The organism is Chitinophaga sancti, from assembly GCF_034087045.1.
GTDB classification, from domain to species: domain Bacteria; phylum Bacteroidota; class Bacteroidia; order Chitinophagales; family Chitinophagaceae; genus Chitinophaga; species Chitinophaga sancti_B.
In genome coordinates, this window is record NZ_CP139247.1 from 5,113,998 (window position 1) to 5,133,185 (window position 19,188).

At 45.4% G+C, this 19,188-nt stretch carries 18 protein-coding genes; 7 read left to right on the forward strand and 11 right to left on the reverse strand.

The genetic code is table 11. From position 1 onward, the window contains the following. The first annotated feature begins 5 nt into the window (after window positions 1–5). Window positions 6–422, forward strand: coding sequence for a hypothetical protein (locus SIO70_RS20860; protein WP_320573965.1), 417 nt, complete (start codon window positions 6–8; stop codon window positions 420–422). Between the two features lie 333 nt (window positions 423–755). Here SIO70_RS20860 and SIO70_RS20865 read toward each other — a convergent pair whose 3' ends face one another. The 3 genes from SIO70_RS20865 to SIO70_RS20875 form a co-directional block, all read right to left on the reverse strand. Next, the gene (locus SIO70_RS20865; protein ID WP_320573967.1) at window positions 756–1,400 is read right to left on the reverse strand and encodes a VIT1/CCC1 transporter family protein; all 645 of its coding nucleotides are present in this window, start codon (window positions 1,398–1,400) and stop codon (window positions 756–758) included. Window positions 1,401–1,749: 349 nt separating this feature from the next. Next, entirely contained in the window at window positions 1,750–2,982 is a 1,233-nt protein-coding gene (gene rocD / locus SIO70_RS20870; RefSeq protein WP_320573969.1) for an ornithine--oxo-acid transaminase, read from the reverse strand. Window positions 2,983–3,122: 140 nt separating this feature from the next. Next, entirely contained in the window at window positions 3,123–3,380 is a 258-nt protein-coding gene (locus SIO70_RS20875; protein WP_320573971.1) for an acyl-CoA-binding protein, read from the reverse strand. A 132-nt stretch (window positions 3,381–3,512) separates the two neighbouring features. Here SIO70_RS20875 and lepA point away from each other — a divergent pair, with 132 nt between their 5' ends. Next, window positions 3,513–5,303 carry a translation elongation factor 4 gene (lepA, locus tag SIO70_RS20880; RefSeq protein WP_320573973.1) on the forward strand — a complete coding sequence of 597 codons (1,791 nt, stop codon included), beginning with the start codon at window positions 3,513–3,515 and terminating at the stop codon, window positions 5,301–5,303. Between the two features lie 212 nt (window positions 5,304–5,515). On the opposite strand, the gene SIO70_RS20885 is transcribed toward lepA, so the two are convergent. After that, on the reverse strand, window positions 5,516–6,112 hold the full coding sequence (locus SIO70_RS20885; protein ID WP_320573975.1) for a SoxR reducing system RseC family protein: 597 nt from the start codon (window positions 6,110–6,112) through the stop codon (window positions 5,516–5,518). Window positions 6,113–6,212: 100 nt separating this feature from the next. Continuing rightward, window positions 6,213–7,430 (reverse strand): mannose-6-phosphate isomerase, class I, encoded by a 1,218-nt coding sequence (gene manA, locus SIO70_RS20890; protein WP_320573977.1) that lies wholly within the window; start codon window positions 7,428–7,430, stop codon window positions 6,213–6,215. A gap of 85 nt (window positions 7,431–7,515) precedes the next feature. Here manA and SIO70_RS20895 point away from each other — a divergent pair, with 85 nt between their 5' ends. Beyond that, window positions 7,516–7,872: a YraN family protein gene (locus SIO70_RS20895; RefSeq protein ID WP_320573978.1), complete on the forward strand. Its 357-nt coding sequence runs from the start codon at window positions 7,516–7,518 to the stop codon at window positions 7,870–7,872. A gap of 82 nt (window positions 7,873–7,954) precedes the next feature. Here SIO70_RS20895 and purB read toward each other — a convergent pair whose 3' ends face one another. After that, the gene (purB, locus tag SIO70_RS20900) at window positions 7,955–9,292 is read right to left on the reverse strand and encodes an adenylosuccinate lyase (protein WP_320573981.1); all 1,338 of its coding nucleotides are present in this window, start codon (window positions 9,290–9,292) and stop codon (window positions 7,955–7,957) included. A 94-nt stretch (window positions 9,293–9,386) separates the two neighbouring features. Here purB and SIO70_RS20905 point away from each other — a divergent pair, with 94 nt between their 5' ends. After that, a complete protein-coding gene (locus SIO70_RS20905) occupies window positions 9,387–10,127 on the forward strand; it encodes a menaquinone biosynthesis protein (protein WP_320573982.1) in 741 nt (246 codons plus the stop codon). Window positions 10,128–10,342: 215 nt separating this feature from the next. After that, a complete protein-coding gene (locus tag SIO70_RS20910) occupies window positions 10,343–11,008 on the forward strand; it encodes an NADPH-dependent F420 reductase (protein ID WP_320573984.1) in 666 nt (221 codons plus the stop codon). A 124-nt stretch (window positions 11,009–11,132) separates the two neighbouring features. Here SIO70_RS20910 and SIO70_RS20915 read toward each other — a convergent pair whose 3' ends face one another. Beyond that, complete coding sequence (locus SIO70_RS20915) at window positions 11,133–12,767, reverse strand: M1 family metallopeptidase (RefSeq protein ID WP_320573985.1); 1,635 nt, start codon at window positions 12,765–12,767, stop codon at window positions 11,133–11,135. Window positions 12,768–12,812: 45 nt separating this feature from the next. Here SIO70_RS20915 and SIO70_RS20920 point away from each other — a divergent pair, with 45 nt between their 5' ends. Then, window positions 12,813–14,417: an ABC transporter substrate-binding protein gene (locus SIO70_RS20920; RefSeq protein WP_320573988.1), complete on the forward strand. Its 1,605-nt coding sequence runs from the start codon at window positions 12,813–12,815 to the stop codon at window positions 14,415–14,417. Window positions 14,418–14,600: 183 nt separating this feature from the next. Continuing rightward, window positions 14,601–15,368, forward strand: a complete 768-nt coding sequence (locus SIO70_RS20925; protein WP_320573990.1) for an acyl-CoA desaturase — start codon at window positions 14,601–14,603, stop codon at window positions 15,366–15,368. Window positions 15,369–15,536: 168 nt separating this feature from the next. Here the strand turns inward: SIO70_RS20925 and SIO70_RS20930 are convergent, their stop codons facing one another. The 4 genes from SIO70_RS20930 to SIO70_RS20945 are packed head-to-tail and all read right to left on the reverse strand — an operon-like array spanning window position 15,537 to window position 19,106. Continuing rightward, entirely contained in the window at window positions 15,537–16,127 is a 591-nt protein-coding gene (locus tag SIO70_RS20930) for an HAD family hydrolase (protein ID WP_320573992.1), read from the reverse strand. Further along, window positions 16,127–16,858 carry an SDR family oxidoreductase gene (locus SIO70_RS20935; protein ID WP_320573994.1) on the reverse strand — a complete coding sequence of 244 codons (732 nt, stop codon included), beginning with the start codon at window positions 16,856–16,858 and terminating at the stop codon, window positions 16,127–16,129. Before SIO70_RS20935 ends, SIO70_RS20930 begins: the two co-directional genes overlap by 1 nt. A gap of 32 nt (window positions 16,859–16,890) precedes the next feature. Next, window positions 16,891–18,219 carry an FAD-binding oxidoreductase gene (locus SIO70_RS20940; protein WP_320573996.1) on the reverse strand — a complete coding sequence of 443 codons (1,329 nt, stop codon included), beginning with the start codon at window positions 18,217–18,219 and terminating at the stop codon, window positions 16,891–16,893. Continuing rightward, window positions 18,219–19,106: a decaprenyl-phosphate phosphoribosyltransferase gene (locus tag SIO70_RS20945; protein ID WP_320573998.1), complete on the reverse strand. Its 888-nt coding sequence runs from the start codon at window positions 19,104–19,106 to the stop codon at window positions 18,219–18,221. The genes SIO70_RS20940 and SIO70_RS20945 overlap by 1 nt, the downstream gene beginning before the upstream one ends. Window positions 19,107–19,188 lie beyond the last annotated feature (82 nt).

The following is a 19,188-nucleotide window of genomic DNA, read 5'->3' on the forward strand; positions in this document are numbered from 1 at the left end:
AATTTATGTCAAGAAGTAAAATCTTTGGACTGTTATCAGTCGTTGTAGTCATTGTGTGCACATTCCTGCCATGGATCACAGTAGTGTTGGAGGGCAAGGAACTGGTTTTTACCGGGTTGCGGACCTATGGTTCCAATTTCGGGGAGCCGGGGAAAGTGAATGTATTCTTTGCGGGGGTGATAGGGGTATTGTTTATGCTAAAGGGGAAGATGCCTCCAAGGTTCAATTTATTTTTGGCGGCGTTTCTGGCGGCATGGACGTTTAGGAACCTGTTGTTGTTTAGCAGGTGTGAGATGGGGGTGTGTCCGGACAGGCATATTGCATTGTTCCTGTCTTTTGTAGCGGCATTGGGAGCGTTTGTCAGTGTGTTGTTTACGACTGATGGGAAGGCGGATAAGAAGGATGATTCGGTTACGATCTGATACAAGCGGCGGGGAATTTCCGATGAAGTGGAATTGAGAGTGTTTGTCAGTGTGTTGTTTACGACTGATGGGAAGGCGGGTAAGAAGGATGATTCGGTTACGATCTGATACAAGCGGCGGGGAATTTCCGATGAAGTGGAATTGAGAGTGTTTGTCAGTGTGTTGTTTACGACTGATGGGAAGGATGGTAAGAAGGATGCTTAGGTAAAGCTTCAGTGAAGGCCCGAAATGAGTGGCAGGAAATTTCCGATTCAAAGATAGATTCATATTGTGATCGGTAACGGTACTATCGTAGTAGATTATTTCCGTTACCGATACCATTGAAATCAAAGACTAGCGGAAGATCATGGCCATGATCCATGCGCCAAAATACACCGCACTTGTGTAGCCGATATTCCGTAAGATAACTGGCAAAGCCGGCTGGCTGGTCATTTTGGACTTTATAAAACTAAATACTATCATCAATACAAAACAGAAAGTAACACTGTTCTGTGCTGCCCGATAGAAATTCTCATTTTTCAGATAAGGGAGCAGGGGCAGAATGCCTCCCACCAGGAAAAAGATCCCTGTAATCACTGCACTCAGCAGTGCACGACCCAGATTAAAATGGGTCACTTGCACCTGTTCTTCCTGTAATGTATTTTCCCAGTCATTTGCATCTTTTTCCATTTCGCTGGCAATGTCTGCGATAATGTGATGGCCTATTTCCAGGTCTTCCAGTTTCTGGCGCTCTTCGGCAGAGAGGGTGCCAACGTCATGCTGGGTATCGCCTTTGTTAGCATAAAAAGCAGTGATCATTACCAGCACACTGCCTACGAGCCAGATCAGGGTATTGATGGTATAGAATCGCTGTATAGTAATATTCAGGTCGTGTGACAGGAAGGTGGTGAAAAACAGTAATAGCAGGCCTTCCGGAAATCCTATGATGAAATCCGTTTTCCAACCAGTGCTGCGGATAGTTTTAATATTTTCGGACATGCAGTTTTGTGAGATTGTAGATGAGTCGTTTGCGACCATGCCTGAAGGTATTATTTCAGGAGCATGACTTAAAAAATAAGTTATCAAGGAATGTGCCTGACCTTACGAAATTCAGGAGCATGATTTAATGAAATAAGATATCAAGGAATGTGCCTGACCTTACGAAATTCAGGAGCATGATTTAATGAAATAAGATATCAAGGAATGTGCCTGACCTTACGAAATTCAGGAGCATGATTTAATGAAATAAGATATCAAGGAATATGCCTGACCTTACGAAATTCCAGCGCATGCCTGATTTTATATTCCTGGTGGAAGGAAACCTTTTCTGTCCTCATGCTCTCAGCTCCTATAATATTTCCAGGCTCTTACCTATGATCTCTACGCTTTCCCTGACCTGCCCGGCGGTAATCAACAAAGGCGGTGCAAACCGAATCTTATCTCCATGAGTTGGTTTTGCCAGCAAGCCATTCTCTTTCAGTGCCAGGCACAGATCCCATGCAGCTTCCGGGTTTGGGTGATTGATGACAATGGCATTGAGGAGACCTTTCCCCCTGATGGTTCCGATATGTGGGGAGGCCAGTGCAGCCAGTTCCGTTCTTAACAATTCTCCCATGGCAGCGGCATTCTCCGCCATTTTTTCCGTTTTGAGCACGGTAAGGGCAGCGATCGCTACTTTGCAGGCAAGTGGGTTACCGCCATAGGTACTACCATGCTCTCCTGGTTTAATAGTCAACATGATCTCATCATTGGCGAGTACGGCAGCTACAGGCAATAAACCCCCGGAAAGCGCCTTGCCAAGAATGAGTATATCCGGATGTACATTTTCATGATCACAAGCCAGCATTTTGCCGGTTCGGGCAAGGCCGGTCTGGATTTCATCGGCAATGAAGAGCACCTGGGCATCTTCGCAGTACTGGCGGGCTTTGGAAAGGTAACCTTCGTCAGGTACTACTACACCCGCTTCTCCCTGGATAGGTTCTAATAAGAATCCAGCCACGTTTTTATCCTGCAGGGCTTTTTCAAGAGCAGGCAGGTTATTATATGGAATCACTTCATAACCGGGCATGAAGGGACCAAAGTCTGTGCGGGAACCGGGATCAGTGCTGAATGAAATGACATTCAGGGTACGGCCGTGGAAATTGTTGGCACATACGATGATCTTTGCTTTGTTTTCAGGGATGCCTTTTACGACATATCCCCAGCGGCGGGCCAGCTTGAGGGCTGTTTCGACAGCTTCCACACCCGTGTTCATGGGGAGGACTTTGTCATAGCCGAAGTATTTGGTGATAAATGCAGCATATTCACCCAGCAGGTCGTTGTGAAAGGCACGGGATGTCAGGGTCAGTTTTTGCGCCTGGTCAATGAGTGCCTGTACAAGTACCGGGTGGCAATGACCCTGGTTGACAGCGGAGTAGCCGGAGAGGAAATCATAATATCTTTTTCCGTCTACGTCGTAGAGGAATACGCCTTCGCCGCGATCCAGTACCACAGGTAGCGGGTGGTAATTGTGCGCGCCATATTGTTCTTCCAGGTCCAGGTAGTGCCGGGTCTTTTCACTTATCTTAAATGATTGTAACATACATTACAAAAGTACGGTTTATAGAGAAGGGTTGACGAAAAAAGTCGCTGCTACCTTTGGCAGAAGCGACTTTTTTCGCGGTGCGCATTGGCCTGCGGCCGGCAAAAGGCCAATAAAGTGGCCGGTTAAAAATGCGGGTATTAATTTTTGAGTTGTGTTACCAGTTGGATGTATTCTTCCATGGCGGCATCTGAAGTCTTCCCTCTCAATTCCTCCCATGCCTGATACTTTGCTTTGGCTACAAAGTCAAAAGGGTTCGCTGGTGGCTCAGCCGTATTATCGCCCTCAGTTGCCTGTTTATATAGTGAATATAATTTTAATAATACCTCATTGGAGGGCTTCTCAGACAATGTTTTGCTGTCGGCAACGGCGGTTTCGAATTGTGTTTTGAGGTCCATAATATATGTTTGTATTAAATATAGCCAAAATAGTATGAAATACCCGGGCCCGACATATTCAGGAATAGCAAAATTTAAATACCTTTGCGGCTTGACGCGGGGCGGAAGAAACGTCTTGTTTTATAAGCATATATGAAGAATATCAGGAATTTTTGCATCATTGCGCACATTGACCACGGTAAAAGTACATTGGCCGACAGGCTATTAGAGCATACCAAGACCATTTCCGAAAGGGATATGCAGGCGCAGGTCCTGGATGATATGGATCTCGAAAGAGAAAAGGGTATTACTATTAAGAGCCATGCCATCCAGATGAACTATGCGGCCAATGGACAGCAATATGTATTTAACCTCATTGATACCCCCGGTCACGTGGACTTCTCTTACGAAGTATCCCGCGCACTGGCTGCCTGTGAAGGCGCTCTGTTGCTCGTAGACGCTGCCCAGGGTATTCAGGCACAGACTATTTCTAACCTGTACCTGGCACTGGAAAACGACCTGGAAATCATCCCGGTTATTAATAAAATAGATATGGAAGGGGCTATGATCCCCGAAGTAAAGGACCAGATCATCGAGCTGATCGGCTGTAAGGAAGAAGATATTCTCCTGGCTTCCGGTAAGTCCGGTATCGGTATCGAAGAAATTCTGCAGGCCATCGTAACCCGTATTCCAGCTCCGAAAGGTGATCCGGAAGCACCGTTACAGGCGCTGATCTTCGATAGCGTGTTCAACTCCTTCCGTGGTATCATCGCTTATTACAGAATTTATAACGGAACCATCAAAAAAGGTGAGAAGATCCGTTTCGTAAATACCGGCCAGGAATACTTTGCCGATGAGGTAGGTGTACTGAAACTGGGCCTTTCTCCTCAGAAGGAGGTAAAAACAGGTGATGTGGGTTATATCATCACCGGTATCAAGAACGCCAAAGAGGTAAAAGTGGGTGATACCATCACCAGCATGGCAAACCCTTCCCTGGAAAGTATCAAAGGTTTCGAGGAAGTAAAGCCAATGGTATTTGCCGGTATTTTCCCGGTAAACACGGAAGACTTCGAAGAGCTGCGTGACTGTATGGAGAAATTGCAGCTGAATGATGCTTCCCTGACTTTCGAACTGGAAACATCGCAGGCGCTGGGCTTTGGTTTCCGATGCGGATTCCTGGGTATGCTGCACATGGAGATCATCCAGGAAAGACTGGAAAGAGAGTTTAACCAGACGGTGATCACTACCGTACCGAACGTAAGCTTTATTGCACATACGACCAGGAACGAAGTGATCCAGGTGAACAACCCTTCTGAAATGCCTGATCCTAGCCGTATTGAAAGGATTGAAGAGCCTTTTATCCGTGCACAGATCATTACAAAACCAGATTATATTGGTAATATCATGACCCTCTGCCTGGGTAAGAGAGGTATGCTCATCAACCAGAGTTATCTGACGCCATCCCGTGTGGAGCTGATCTTTGAACTGCCACTGACAGAGATCGTGTTTGACTTTTATGATAAGCTGAAGAGCCAGACCCGTGGTTATGCATCATTTGACTATACGCCAATCGGAATGAGGGATTCTGATATTGCGAAGATGGATATCCTGTTGAATGGGGATAAAGTGGATGCGCTGAGTGCGTTGATTCACCGTGGCCGTGCACAGGATTTTGGTCGTAAGTTGTGTGAAAAGCTGAGAGAATTGCTGCCACGTCAGCAGTTTATGATTGCGATTCAGGCGGCGATCGGTGCGAAGATCCTGGCGCGTGAAACTATCAGTGCGATGCGTAAGGATGTGACTGCGAAGTGTTATGGTGGTGATATCTCCCGTAAGCGTAAGTTGTTGGAGAAACAGAAAGAAGGTAAGAAGAGAATGAGACAGATCGGAAACGTAGAGGTGCCGCAGGAAGCATTCCTGGCGGTGTTGAAGCTGGATGATTAAGTTAGTCTCTTAAAATAGGTATTAAAAAAATTGGTAGGCTGTGTTGTTGCAACACAGCCTATTTAATTTGCTGGTTTTTTGATAACGAAAAGCTGTATTTGCAAGGCATAAAAAAAGCCGGTAACGAATGTCGCTACCGGCTTTTTTATGAAAACAGTTTTCATGCCTGTTGGTAAATTACCTCTTTCATGAATGTTTTATAAGAATATCTTTTAAGCTAATTGCTGTTTCTTCGGTTGGTAGGAGATCTGTTTGATCAGGGACAATGCACCAAACAGTACTGCACTAAAGAATACGTTTCCAAGAATACCATTCAGGGCAAAGCTGCTGAACAGGTCACCTTCTTTGTAAAAAGGAATGCCAGCTGCATAGCAGGCGATGAGGCCACTGAGTGTATGCGGATACAGGTTAGTCGTGAGGAAAGTACCAAGGTTGGTGATCATAAAGAACACCATACCGCTGCCGATGCTGGCAATCAGAATGGTAAGTGCATCAGCCTTTTTGATACGGGTAGCGATCCAGGTGATCAACAGGAATGCACCATATACAAAGAACAGTTGGCCAATGTAAGCGCCATAGAAGGTCTGAACATTGGTAAAGAACTGGAGGAAAAGATCACTCAGGAAAAGGGTAAGGACTGGTAACAGATAAGCCAGGCGTTTATTGCGGATCATCATACCCCCAAAAAGGGCGGCGGCGCCGATTGCGTTAAAGTTCCATAACTGCAGGTGGTTGGTGATGACACGGCTGATGATAGCCAGGAAGATCAGCACAGCGATCATAATATTTTCACGGGTATCCTTCTTCATTTGATCAGTTTATTTGTGCAAAGATAGGGAAACAAGCGAAAAAATCGCTTCCACCTTTGGCAGAAGCGATTTTTCAATAAATTAATCTTAATAAATAAAATTAAGCAGGGACTCCCGCCTTATAAATAACCACTCCCTCTTTAGATTCAATCTGGTAAGTGGTATCATACAATGCCACTACAGACTGACCTTTCACCACTGGCAGGTTCACACCACCTTCACCTGTGAAGGTCGCATTGCCCTGCAGCACGAGCAGGATTTCTGTAGAAGTGGTGTGCTGCTCATATTTCTGACCCGCTTTCAGCCCGATACGGCTTACCACGAAGTCAGGAGCTGGACTGGCATAAATACTTTCCAGGCCGCCCTTTACTGCATCTCCCTTCAGGATCTTAGGATGTACTGCTTCGAAACGGGTATGTTTCAGCAATTCAGGTACATCAATATGTTTAGGTGTCAGTCCACCACGCAGCACATTGTCAGAATTTGCCATCAGTTCCACATTCTGGCCTTCGAGGTAAGCGTGCGGAATACCGGCATCCTGGAATACTGCATCGCCTTCATGTACTTCCATAATATTAAAGAAGTAAATAGAGAAGATCCCTCTATCGAGTCTGTCGAGACCCTGAGGATCATTTGCGATTGCACGGCCTGTCCAGAAAGCAGGATCTGATTTGTGCAGGGTACCAGCCTGGTAGGCAGGCAATACTCTTTCGGCCAGCGGACGAAGGAATTTGTTCACTTCTTCCTGAGGCATTTCCATCACTGTTTTGTACAGCCCATAATAACCTTCTTTTTCGAAGACAGGAGCGAGGGTAGCAAATTCAGGAATGGTAGTCAGTACATTCTTCAGTTTATCTTCAGGCAGGAAGCCATGGAGCAGCCAGAATTCGCTGAGGGCTACCATGATTTCAGGCTTGTGATTGGCGTCTTTATAATTACGGTGCGATGCGTTCAAAGGAATGCCTGCTTCGTTTTCACGGGCAAAACCTTTTTCGGCTTCTACTTTGGTAGGATGCACCTGGATCGATAACATGTCTTTTACGTCGAGGATCTTGAACAGGAAAGGCAGTTCACCGAAGCGGTCCCATACTTTCTGGCCTAATGCAGCGGTAGGATTGGCTTTGATCAGTTGGTCGAGTGCAGTGGTCTGACCATCTATGTCAATTTTTGAGGGTGCGCTTTGGTGTGCACCCATCCAGTATTCCGCGCTGGGATTGTTTGTTTCGGGGATGCCCAGGAGTGATGGAATATAATGGAATCCACCCCATGCATAATTTTGAACCTTACCTTCCAGTCTGAATAGTTTCTTCTCACTCATACGTTATGCGTTATAATTGTTTATTTTCAATAACAGTGAACCTGAAAAATTTCCCCAAAGGAAGTTAAAAAATATTCAAAATCCAATGTTAACCTACCTTGATTTAGGTAAAAAAGGCGAGGAAATAGCGAGTGCGCATTTTTTAGCACAGGATTATATCATTTTGCATGCCAATTGGAAATTGGGGCGAAAGGAGATTGATTTGATTGTAAGGAAGGGAGAGTGTTTGGTTTTTGTGGAGGTGAAGACGTTGGCTACTGATATCTGGGGTTTTCCTGAGAAGAATGTGACGGAGAGGAAGATCAGGCATATAAGGGCAGTGGCGAATGGGTATATGGATAGGATGAGGGAGTTACCGAAGCGGATCAGGTTTGATATAGTGGCGATTACTTTCAGGAAAGATGGGAGTCATGAGTTGGTGCATTTTGAGGATTGTTTTTGAGAGTAGGTTGTAAAAAAGGACCACAAATTACATTTGCCTTTGGCAAAAGTAATTTGTGGTCGGTCGGCTGGCCTGTGGCAGGCTACCAAATGCCGGTGTAATTGTGAGGTGTGATAGCCTTTAATTCTTTCTTCAGGCTTGCGCTTATTTTCAGCCCATCAATAAATTTATGCATTGTCTTCTGTGTGATCTGTTCACCACCACGGGTCAGCGCTTTCAGTGCTTCGTAAGGCTGAGGATAATTTTCCCTGCGCAGTACTGTCTGAATGGCTTCAGCTATTACGGCCCAGTTATTTTCCAGATCGTCATGCAGTTTCGCTTCGTTCAGGATAAGCTTATCCATGCCTTTTGCGAGGGACTTCAATGCGAGGATAGAGTGACTGAAAGGCACACCTACATTTCTCAATACAGTAGAGTCAGTGAGGTCACGTTGTAAACGGGAAATAGGCAGTTTTGCACTCAGGTGTTCAAACAGTGCATTTGCCAGCCCCAGGTTACCTTCTGCATTTTCGAAATCGATTGGATTTACTTTGTGCGGCATGGCAGAAGAACCTACTTCATTCGCCTTGATCTTCTGTTTGAAATAATCCATAGAGATATATTGCCAGATATCGCGGCTAAAATCTATGAGGATGGTATTGATACGTTTTAAAGTATCGAATTGCGCAGCAATGTTATCATAATGTTCGATCTGGGTCGTGTACTTCATACGTTGTAAGCCCAGGGTATTGTTCACGAACTTGTCACCGAACTTTCCCCAGTTGATCTTAGGGAATGCAACGTGGTGTGCATTAAAGTTGCCGGTAGCACCGCCGAATTTAGCTGCAAAAGGGATATCACCCAGCAGTTTTACCTGACCTTCCAGTCTTTCAGCGAATACCAGGATCTCCTTACCCAGGATGGTCGGAGATGCGGGTTGGCCATGAGTACGTGCCAGCATGGGGATCTTTATCCATTGTTTGCCGAACTTCTTCAGTTGCAGGACCAGGTTAGCGATAGCTGGCATGTATACATGCTCAATTGCTTCCTTCCAGAACAGGGGGGTAGCGGTGTTGTTGACATCCTGGGAGGTCAGACCGAAGTGTACCCACTCCAGCTTATCTTCCAGGCCTAAGCCTTTCAGTTCGTTTTTAACGAAGTATTCAACAGCTTTTACATCATGATTCGTCACTTTCTCCGTTTCCTTGATCAGCTGGGCATTTTCAACCGTAAATTCCTGATAGATTTTACGCAGGGCCCCTACCTGTGTTTTGGGGAGGGTGAATAACTTCTGTTCGCCGAGGGCGATGAAGTATTCAATCTCTACCAGTACGCGGTAGCGGATGAGTGCAAATTCAGAAAAATAAGGGGCCAGTTCTTCCAGTTGTTTGCGATAACGCCCATCCAGCGGGGAAATGGCGGTCAATGATTGTAATTGCATACTATAATTTTATTGTTTAGTAGTGGGTGGTTTTCACCCATTACAGGATACATATAGCTAAAATGTGCTAATTTAGCCGGCAAAATTACTGAAATTGGAACGGAAAGTAAAAGTAGCGGCAGTAAGTTATTTGAATACCAAGCCATTATTATTTGGATTTAGGAATCATCCGGTGATGGACATGATGGAGCTGAGTGTGGATTATCCGGCTAAGATAGGCCAGCAGCTTATAGATGGGGTTGTAGACGTTGGACTTGTACCAGTGGCAGTGATACCGAAGATGAAGGAGTACCACATTATTTCAGATTATTGTATTGGAGCGGAAGGGCCCGTTGCGTCGGTGTGTTTGTTTTCGGATGTTCCTTTGCATGACATTAAGCGGATTTACCTGGATTATCAGAGCCGGTCTTCAGTGGCGTTGTTGAAATTGCTGGTGAAGGATTACTGGAAGCTGGATGTGGAGTTTATTCCTACGACAGGAGATTATGAGGGGAATATCAAGGGAACGGATGCTGGTTTAGTGATTGGGGACAGGGCGTTTTTACAGCGTAAGGTGTCTCCTTATATTTATGATCTGGCGGAGCATTGGATCAGGTATACGAGTTTGCCGATGGTGTTTGCGGCGTGGATTAGTAATAAGCCGTTGCCAATAGAGTTTATCCAGCAGTTTAATAATGCGAATGGGATAGGGATTAGTAATATTCCGGCGGTGGTGGCAGAGAATCCTTTTGGGGAGTATGATCTGACGACTTATTATGTGAAGAATCTGAGTTTTCCTTTGACGCCTTCGAAGCGACAGGGGTTGAATAGGTTTATAGGGTATTTGCAGCAATAGTGCATTTGAGATAGCAAAAAGAAACCGCTTCTACCGAAGGTAGAAGCGGTTTCTTTTTGGGGTGGGGCCTGCGGGCGGCTGGGGGTAAAAGTTAATGATGGCAAGGTGGACTGGCCGGGTGGGCAAAACGTAATTGATTGCAAGGCGCCTGCGGCCAGCAGGGAAGGGAAATCCAATTATTTTCATTAAATTAGTTACCCACAAACCACGGAAGCATGAAAATAGGTATCCTGGGCAGCGGCCCCGTCGGCCTTACACTTAGTGAAGGCCTGGTCAGGGCAGGACATGAAGTGATCCTTGGCACCCGTAACCCTTCCAAAGAATCCCTGCAACAATGGATACGCAAAATTGGCAATAACGTTATTGCTGCTCCTTTTCGGGAAGCAGCGGCGCAGGGAGAACTACTCGTCATCTGCACCAGCTGGGCGGGTACCCAAAAAGCCATTGAGGCGGCAGGGTTATGGAATTTCAAAAACAAAGTAGTAGTGGATGTTACGAACCCGCTGGATGGGAAAGGCCCCGATCAGCAGGGAAGGCTGAGTTTTTCTATCGGGCATACTAATTCTGCGGGAGAGCAGCTGCAAGCGTGGTTGCCACCAGATGCACATGTGGTGAAGGCATTGAGTTGTATCGGACATGAGTCTATGTTCCGGCCACAACATGAGCAGGATGCACCTACCATGTTTATTTGTGGGAATAAAAGACAGGCGAAGACGACGGTGACTGAATTATTACAGCAAATGGGGTGGATTGATATTGTGGATATGGGTAGTATTGAGATGAGCAGGAATATTGAGCCACTGAGCATTTTGTGGTATGCTTATGGGTTTAGAACAGGGACCTGGCAGCATGGGTTTCGGTTGGTGAAAAAGCCTTCTTAGCGGTATAAGAAATGATAGGTTTCGGTTGGTTAAAAAGCCCTCTTAGCAGGAAAGTAAAGCATGACTTCCGGTCAGAAAAAAGGCCCTCCTGAGTGGAAGGCCCTTTACAAACTCATAAACCAGTTTAGATCTGTTTAACATGTATGTAAAAATTCGGATCTACCTTAAAATCCTTTTTATTCGTCATGGTAAACTGTGTTGATTGCCAATGCTTACCCGGATAAATAAACTGATACCCTCTATCATTCAGCGTCACCTTCACCGGCATATTGAAATTCTCCACATCCGTCACCCACCTGAACTGTAACTCATTCCCATTAAAATGATATTCCAGCGTAGGAATCGTCGTATGCATCAGGTATTGCTCAAACACCTTCGTAAAGTTCATCTGTGTACGGAAATTCAGGTAGTCAAGAATATCCTTCGTCGTGACCGTCTGGTGCCAGAATGCCTGGTTCATTCCTCTCAACACATCTCTGAATACATTGTCGTTGTTCACGATCTGTCGAATGGTATGCACCATATTCCCCCCTTTATAATACATATCCCCACTACCTTCCGCATTTACTCCGTATGGTGCAATGATCGGCTCATCATTCCTGATATTCTGCCGCACACCTGTAATATATTCGAAAGCAGCCTTTCTACCGAACTCACACTCAGTATATAACGTCTCTGAATAGTTGGTGAACGCTTCATGGATCCACATATCCGCAATGTCCTTGCTGGTAATGTTGTTTCCAAACCACTCGTGGCCACTCTCATGCACGATGATAAAGTCCCACTTCAAACCCCAGCCACTGCCAGACAGGTCACGCCCCTTATACCCCCAGCCGAAGCCATTACCATAGGCCACACCACTCTGGTGCTCCATACCTAAATGCGGTGCTTCGATCAGCTTATAGCTATCCTGGTAAAATGGATATTTACCAAACCAAAACTCAAAGCATTGCAGCATTTTCTTCACTTCTTCAAAGTGAATAGTCGCCGTATCTACATTATAATCCAGTACCCAATAGCTCAGGTCCAGTTTACCGCCTTCACCATTGTAGGTATCTTTGATCTCTTTATAGTTCCCGATATTCAGCGCTACATCATAGTTATTGATCGGGTTGGACACATACCATATGTAGGTATCGGTTCCATCTTTATTAGATACCTTCTTCTTCAAACGGCCATTAGACACATCTACAAGGAAGTTTGGCACCGTCACGGCAATCGTCATATCATTCGGCTCATCTGACTGGGTATCTTTGTTAGGCCACCAAACGCTTGCACCAGTACCCTGGCAGGCAGTGGCGATCCATGGACGGCCATCCTTGTCTTTGCGCCAGATGATACCGCCATCCCATGGTGGATTTACCGCTGTTTTAGGACGGCCATGGAAAAAGATCGTTACTTTCTTCGTGCTTCCCTTTGGTTGCTGTGCCAGTGTACGCACCATCACGGCATCGCCATCACGCTCGTACGCCAGCTTCTGTTTATCCTGCATGACACTGTCCACTTCCATAGGCAACTGCAGATCTATCTGCATAATACTATCAGGCTTATTAATAAAATAGGTAATAATGTTATAGCCTCCCAGGGTACTATCTTGTGCATTTAGCGCCACATGAAGATCGTAGTTCTGTACATCCCACCATTCCCTGGCAGGGGTGATTGAACCACGGAGTGTATCCGCATGGGTGAAGGTCCTCTCCTGGGCGCTAACCGAGAAGGCTGTAGTGATGACCAATAAAAGCAACAGTATGCCACGCATAGAAATTGATATTTTTATAACGGAAAGATATTAATTTTCAGTTTAATGAGCATACAACGTTTTTTAATAATATGGGCAACAGTATTCCTTTTCAGTAGTTGTCAGACCAAACAGGCTGAAAAACGGCAGGTATTCAGGTACAATGTGGTAGACGGTATTGCCACCCTTGATCCGGCATTTGCGAAGAACCAGTCTATCATCTGGGCGGTCAAACAATTATATAATACCCTCGTGGAACCGGATCAGCAATTGCAGATCAGGCCTTCGCTGGCCCAAAGCTGGGAAGTATCGCCAGATGCAAAGGTGTATACCTTTCACCTGCGTACGGATGTTTTCTTTCATGATAATGATGTATTCCCCGGTGGCAAAGGAAGAAAGATGATAGCGAGCGATGTGGTGTATAGCTTACAACGTATTATGGATCCGGCTACCGCCTCTGCAGGGGCCTGGATCTTTAATGGTAAGGTCGATAAAGACAAAGGCTTTGAAGCCCTGGATGATTCAACTTTCAGACTCACTTTATTGCAACCGTTTCACCCGGTATTGGGTATTCTCAGTATGCAATATTGTTCTGTTATCCCACATGAAATCGTTGAGAAATATGGTAAGGATTTCAGAAAACACCCCTGTGGTACAGGGCCGTTTCAATTTGATTACTGGGAAGAAGGGCAGGCCTTGGTATTACATAAGTTCCCGCATTATTTTGAAAAAGGACTTCCTTATTTAGATGCCGTGAAGATGAGTTTCCTCGATAACAAGGCGACCGAATTCCTGTTATTCCGGCAGGGGCAACTGGATTTTATGAATGATATCGATGCGTCTTTTAAAGATGAGGTACTGAATAAGAAGGGAGAGTTAAAAAAGGAGTGGGCCGGGAAGATGATCCTGGATAAGGCGCCGCAACTGAATGTGGAATATTTTGGGTTCCTGTTGGATAGTACCAAAATCCATCAATCGCCTACGCGGTTAAAAAATATCCGTCTCGCCATTAATTATGGTTTCGACAGGGCGAAGATGATCACTTACCTCCGAAATGGTATTGGTACGCCTGCCAATGCAGGATTTATTCCCCAGGGCTTACCTTCATTTGATACAAGTAAAGTAAAAGGATATAGTTATAATCCTGCGAAAGCCAGGCAGTTATTAAAAGAAGCCGGATACCCGGAGGGCAAAGGATTGCCGCCGATCAAACTATTGTCTATTCCTATTTATGAGGATTATGCCAACTATGTAGCGAACCAGCTGCAGCAAATAGGTATTACCGTACAGGTAGAGGTATTACAAAAAGCATTGTTGCTGGAGCAAACCGCCAAATCGGATGCGCTTTTCTTCAGAGGTAGCTGGATGGGAGACTATGCAGATGCAGAGAACTACCTTGCCGTGTTTTACAGCAAAAACCCGGCGCCGCCGAACTATACGAGATATAAAAACCCAGCGTACGATAAACTCTACGAAGCCGCCTTGCAGGAGAACAATGACAGCGTGCGGTACAGCCTTTATAACCAGATGGATAGGATGATAGTGGCAGATGCGCCTGTGGTGCCGTTGTTTTATGATGAGGTCATTCACCTGATCCAGCCAAATGTGGAGGGGATGGAAACTAACGGGTTAAATCAGCTGGAATTACGGAAGGTGAGGATAAAGCAATAACGAACTGAGCCAGCTTAAATTGCCCGAACTACGTCTGCAATAGTAAATTTTAACATTTTTTTGACCCTTATGTATGGCCGTATAACCAACTATTGTAAACTATCTCTATGGTTATTACGTAATTAATGATGGTATTTATTTTATCTTCGGCCCCTTATTGATCAAAAAAATTAAAAAGAGTTAATGACGGCGATATTGATATTTTTCTTCGCGCACTGGTTCCTGTCGCTTTTCTTCCATACCTTTTTCCTGCACAGGTATGCATCCCACCAGATGTATACGACAAGTAAGTTCTGGGAAAAAGTATTCTATTTTTCTACCTGGTTTTTCCAGGGAAGTTCTTACCTGGTACCCCGTGCGTATGGTGTGATGCACAGAATGCATCATGAGTTTAGTGATACGGAGGAAGATCCGCATTCACCACACTTCTTCAAAGATGTTTGGGCTATGATGGTGCATACACGTGAAATGTATAATGATTTTCTGAACGGAAAGCGGGTAGCTAGTGAAGAGTTTACCAAAGATCCGCTGCCTGTGTGGAATGCGATGGATAAATTCGGTGATAATAACATTACCCGTTTGGCCTGGATAGGTATATATATTGGATATTATGTAGCGTTTGCACCCAGTTTCTGGTGGTATTTGTTACTCCCTATTCATTTCCTGATGGGTCCTGTACAGGGCGCGGTAGTGAACTGGTGTGGTCATAAATATGGTTATCACAGTTTTGATAATGGGGATCATTCAAGAAATACTTCTCCATGGGGTATCCTGTTGTTAGGTGAGTTGTTCCAGAATAACCACCATAAGTATAAGGATAGTCCGAACTTTGCAAAGAAGTGGTTTGAGTTGGATCCAACTTATCCGGTGATGAGATTGATGCATTGGGTGGGGATTATTAAGATCAAATCCAGAGAAGCTAAGGTGGTGAGTATGAAGGCTGCGGCTTAACCAGATAAAGAGCAAACAAAAAGAGGGGGGAATCATGAATAAATGCAACTCCTGAGAAACGCATAAAATGGATCTGACTCCATCAGGTATCCGAATTAATAGAGGGTGTATCTAACTGTGATACACCCTCTTTTTTGTTTGGTGGGCCTGCCGGCCGGCTAAAAGGCGTTAAAACTTTCTGAAATACCCATACTTCGCCATCCCCAACATCGGCTTATCGCCATTCGTATCTCCATAAGCATAAATATCATCATAACCATTCAGGTCGAATGTCTGCTTAATCCGTTCCACCTTTTCAGGGCCATTGCAATTCAACCCATGTATCTTTCCGGTAATCAATGCATTGCGTACTTCTAGCCGGGTACCGATACAAACAATTCCCAGGCTGCTACACCACGGTTCCACCCATTCCTCTGCTGAAGCTGTCACGACTGCTACCTGGTGTCCCTGTAGCAGGTGTTGGCGAATGGCCTGCAGGGCATTCTGCTTTACCAGCTCAGGCAATTTTTCTGCACAAAACGCTGCACATTTATCCCGAAAAGTATCTACCTGTGTGCCTCCAAAGAAAAACCGAAATACCATTTCCTTCATTCGCTGAGTGGAAATCAGTTTCATCTTAAAAGCCACTAGGGCAGGGGAGAGCAGGGCCATTCCAATATTCAAAGCAGCACTACCTTTATGAAAACGGATGATCTCAAAGAGCGTATCCTTTGTTGTGATCGTCCCATCAAAATCAAAAAATGCGATGGATGGCTTCATTATAATTTTAGTTTTTTAAAAATGCCTTCCGGTATCGACTTGATGATGAGCATGATATATCGCCAGAACCACTTTGTGTAAAGAACATTTTTCTTTTTGGCAGCGGCCTTATATACATCTTTTGCTACAGCATCTGGCTGTGCCGTCAGCAATGGCGGCATCTTCAGGTGTTCCGTCATACGGGTATACACAAACCCCGGTTTTACAGTGAGCACGTGCACGCCCTTGTGAAAGAGCCGGTTGCGCAAGCCACTGAGGTAAGTGGTGAAACCCGCCTTGGAACTACCATAAATATAATTGCTCTGACGACCACGTTCGCCTGCTACAGAACTGATACCCACGATGGTACCCGCACCTGTTGCAGCATAATCGTCCGCCACTATATTTAAGATAGACACCGCCCCGGTGAAATTGGTATGAATAATACGGGCCGCTTCTGACCAATTGGATTGTGCCTTTACCTGTTCGCCGAGGTAGCCGTACACGCAGATCGTGATATCCGGTTTAACGGGCAGCCCCGCATAAAAAGCAGCATGACTATCAAAATCCGTCGCATCGAATGCATAGCTTTCGACCTTGATATGATAGCGAATTTGTAGATCCTGTTGTAACGGGTAGAGGGAATCAACGTTTCGGGCGGCCAGCTGGAGATCGTATTTCCCGCCGGCATACTGTCTGGCAATAGCTACGGCCATGTCAGACCCCGCGCCCAATATGAGTGCAGTAGGCATATTCTAATGTTCGGTTAAGACGGTGAAATGAATCAATTGATACCCAGTCGTTCAGACTGTACAGAATGGAAAATATTATCACCGTTGTAAGCTTTTACAATTTCTGCAAATCGCTGTGCATTGGGATAACTCTGCCAGAATACTTCTTTCTTCATCCGGGCATCTTTGGAAAGGTACAACCTTCCACCGTATTGGAGCACCACAGCATCCAGTTCATCCAGGAAAGCAAAGAGTCCTTTGCGTACCGGGAAGTCCAGCGCCAGGGTATACCCTTGTCTTGGGAATGAGATCAGATCGTCCTGGTGACCAAATACTTTCAGTACCGCCAGGAAAGAACCCAATCCGGCATCGCTGATGCGCTTCAGAATTTCCACGAGACCTTCCTTCTTATCCAATGGCAGCACGAACTGGTATTGTACAAAACCAGCTTTGCCATAGCCACGGTTCCAGTGCAAAATTGCATCCAGCGGGTAGAAGAATGGTTCGTAAGGGATCACATTGTTGATCTCCCTTTTGGTATTCTTTGCATAATACAGCCAGTTGAAGGCCTTCACCGTCAATGTGTTGAGGGCAAACGATGGGAAATTGAACGGAACTGTCAGGGGGCGTTTTTCAGGCAGGTTCAAAGGGGCTGCCTGTTGTTGGGCATTCAGTTCCTCCTTAGTAGCATGTTCACCTACGATGAGTATACCACGGCCAAAACTATCGCCTTTTTGCAGGCAATCGATCCAGGCCATGCTGTAGGTATACTGGTTATATTCTTCAAAGAGGCGGATCAATTCGTCCAGGTTTCTGGCTTTGATCTGCTTCTGTTTGATATATGCAGTTTCAATTTTCTTGAGGCCGAATTTCACACGGGTAATAATGCCGGTTAGTCCCATACCGCCGCAGGTAGCCCAGAACAGGTCGGGCAATTTGTCTTTCGAGCAGGTAAGGGTTTCCTTTTTACCAGTGATAACGTCCATATCGATGATGTGGTTCGAGAACGAGCCTTCCGCATGATGGTTCTTACCATGAACATCGGAAGCTACAGCACCACCTACGGTAATAAACTTTGTACCGGGAGTGACAGGGAGGAACCAGCCTTCAGGCACCACGATCCGGAGGATCTGGTCTAAAGTGATACCCGACTGGCATTCAAAGACGCCGGTCTCAGTATCGAACTGCAACACCTTGTCAAACTTAAGAGTGGAAATACTATTAGTAGCCAGCGAGGCGTCACCATAGCAGCGGCCGTTGCCGCGGGCAATGATGGAAGAATGTGAGGAAATCATGTCCTCAACCTGATCTACCTGCGTAAATGTTGTCTCATCGCAGGAGATGACGGGGTAGTTGCCCCAGTTTGCTAACCGTTTTTCCATTACTCAAAAAAACTTTTGTTAGTGGGTAAATAAATAAGCACATAAAAACTCAGCACCCACAGGAGTATGGTTAATTGTATGAAACGGTCTTTATATAGGATTTTGGTGGGAGAACCTGTATTGTTCTCTACGTATGTTATTTGCAAATATCGTAATAATCCGCCAATTACGAACAGGCAGGTATAGTAAAGGCGATATGTCTTGAAGCGGATCATGGTTTCTGGTGCCATGGTATACATGAGGTAAGCCACGATGATCACGGCAGAAACCAATGACAGCATGACGTTCATGAAGTCAAGGTTATAGCCGGCGGCGGCTTTTCGCATTTCCTGGCCGGTGCTGGTTTTGATCAGCACATCGTCGCGGCGCTTGGCTACGGCCATAAAGAGTGCCAGCAGGAAAACCATGATCATGAGCCATTCAGATACCGCTACATTGGCAGCCACCCCGCCTGCCTTGACACGCAATACAAAGCCGATGGATAAGATCAGGATGTCGAGGATACTGATGTTTTTTAATCCGAAGGAATATAGCAGGTTGATAATGAAGTAAATGCCTGTTACAAACAGGAATTTGGGTTTCACATACCAGGCTAATAAACCGCCGATCAGCAGACAAAGTACAAAGAATACGAGCGCCATTGGTTTGGAGACAGCACCTGATGCAATCGGGCGTTTGCACTTGACAGGATGGCGACGATCGGCCTCCACATCATTATAATCATTGATAATATAAATGCTACTGGCGATGAGACTAAATGCAAAGAAACCGAGGAGTACTTCGACAACTTTGGCATAGTCGAATATTTCGCCAGCAAAGAAAAGGGGTATGTATAAAAACAGATTTTTTGCCCAATGGGAGGGTCTTAATAATTTTAAATATTGCACGGGGATAAGTTCTTAATAACCGTGCCAATATACGATGGTTTATGGAACAACTGCGTGAAAAAAAGCTATTTTCCGGTTAATT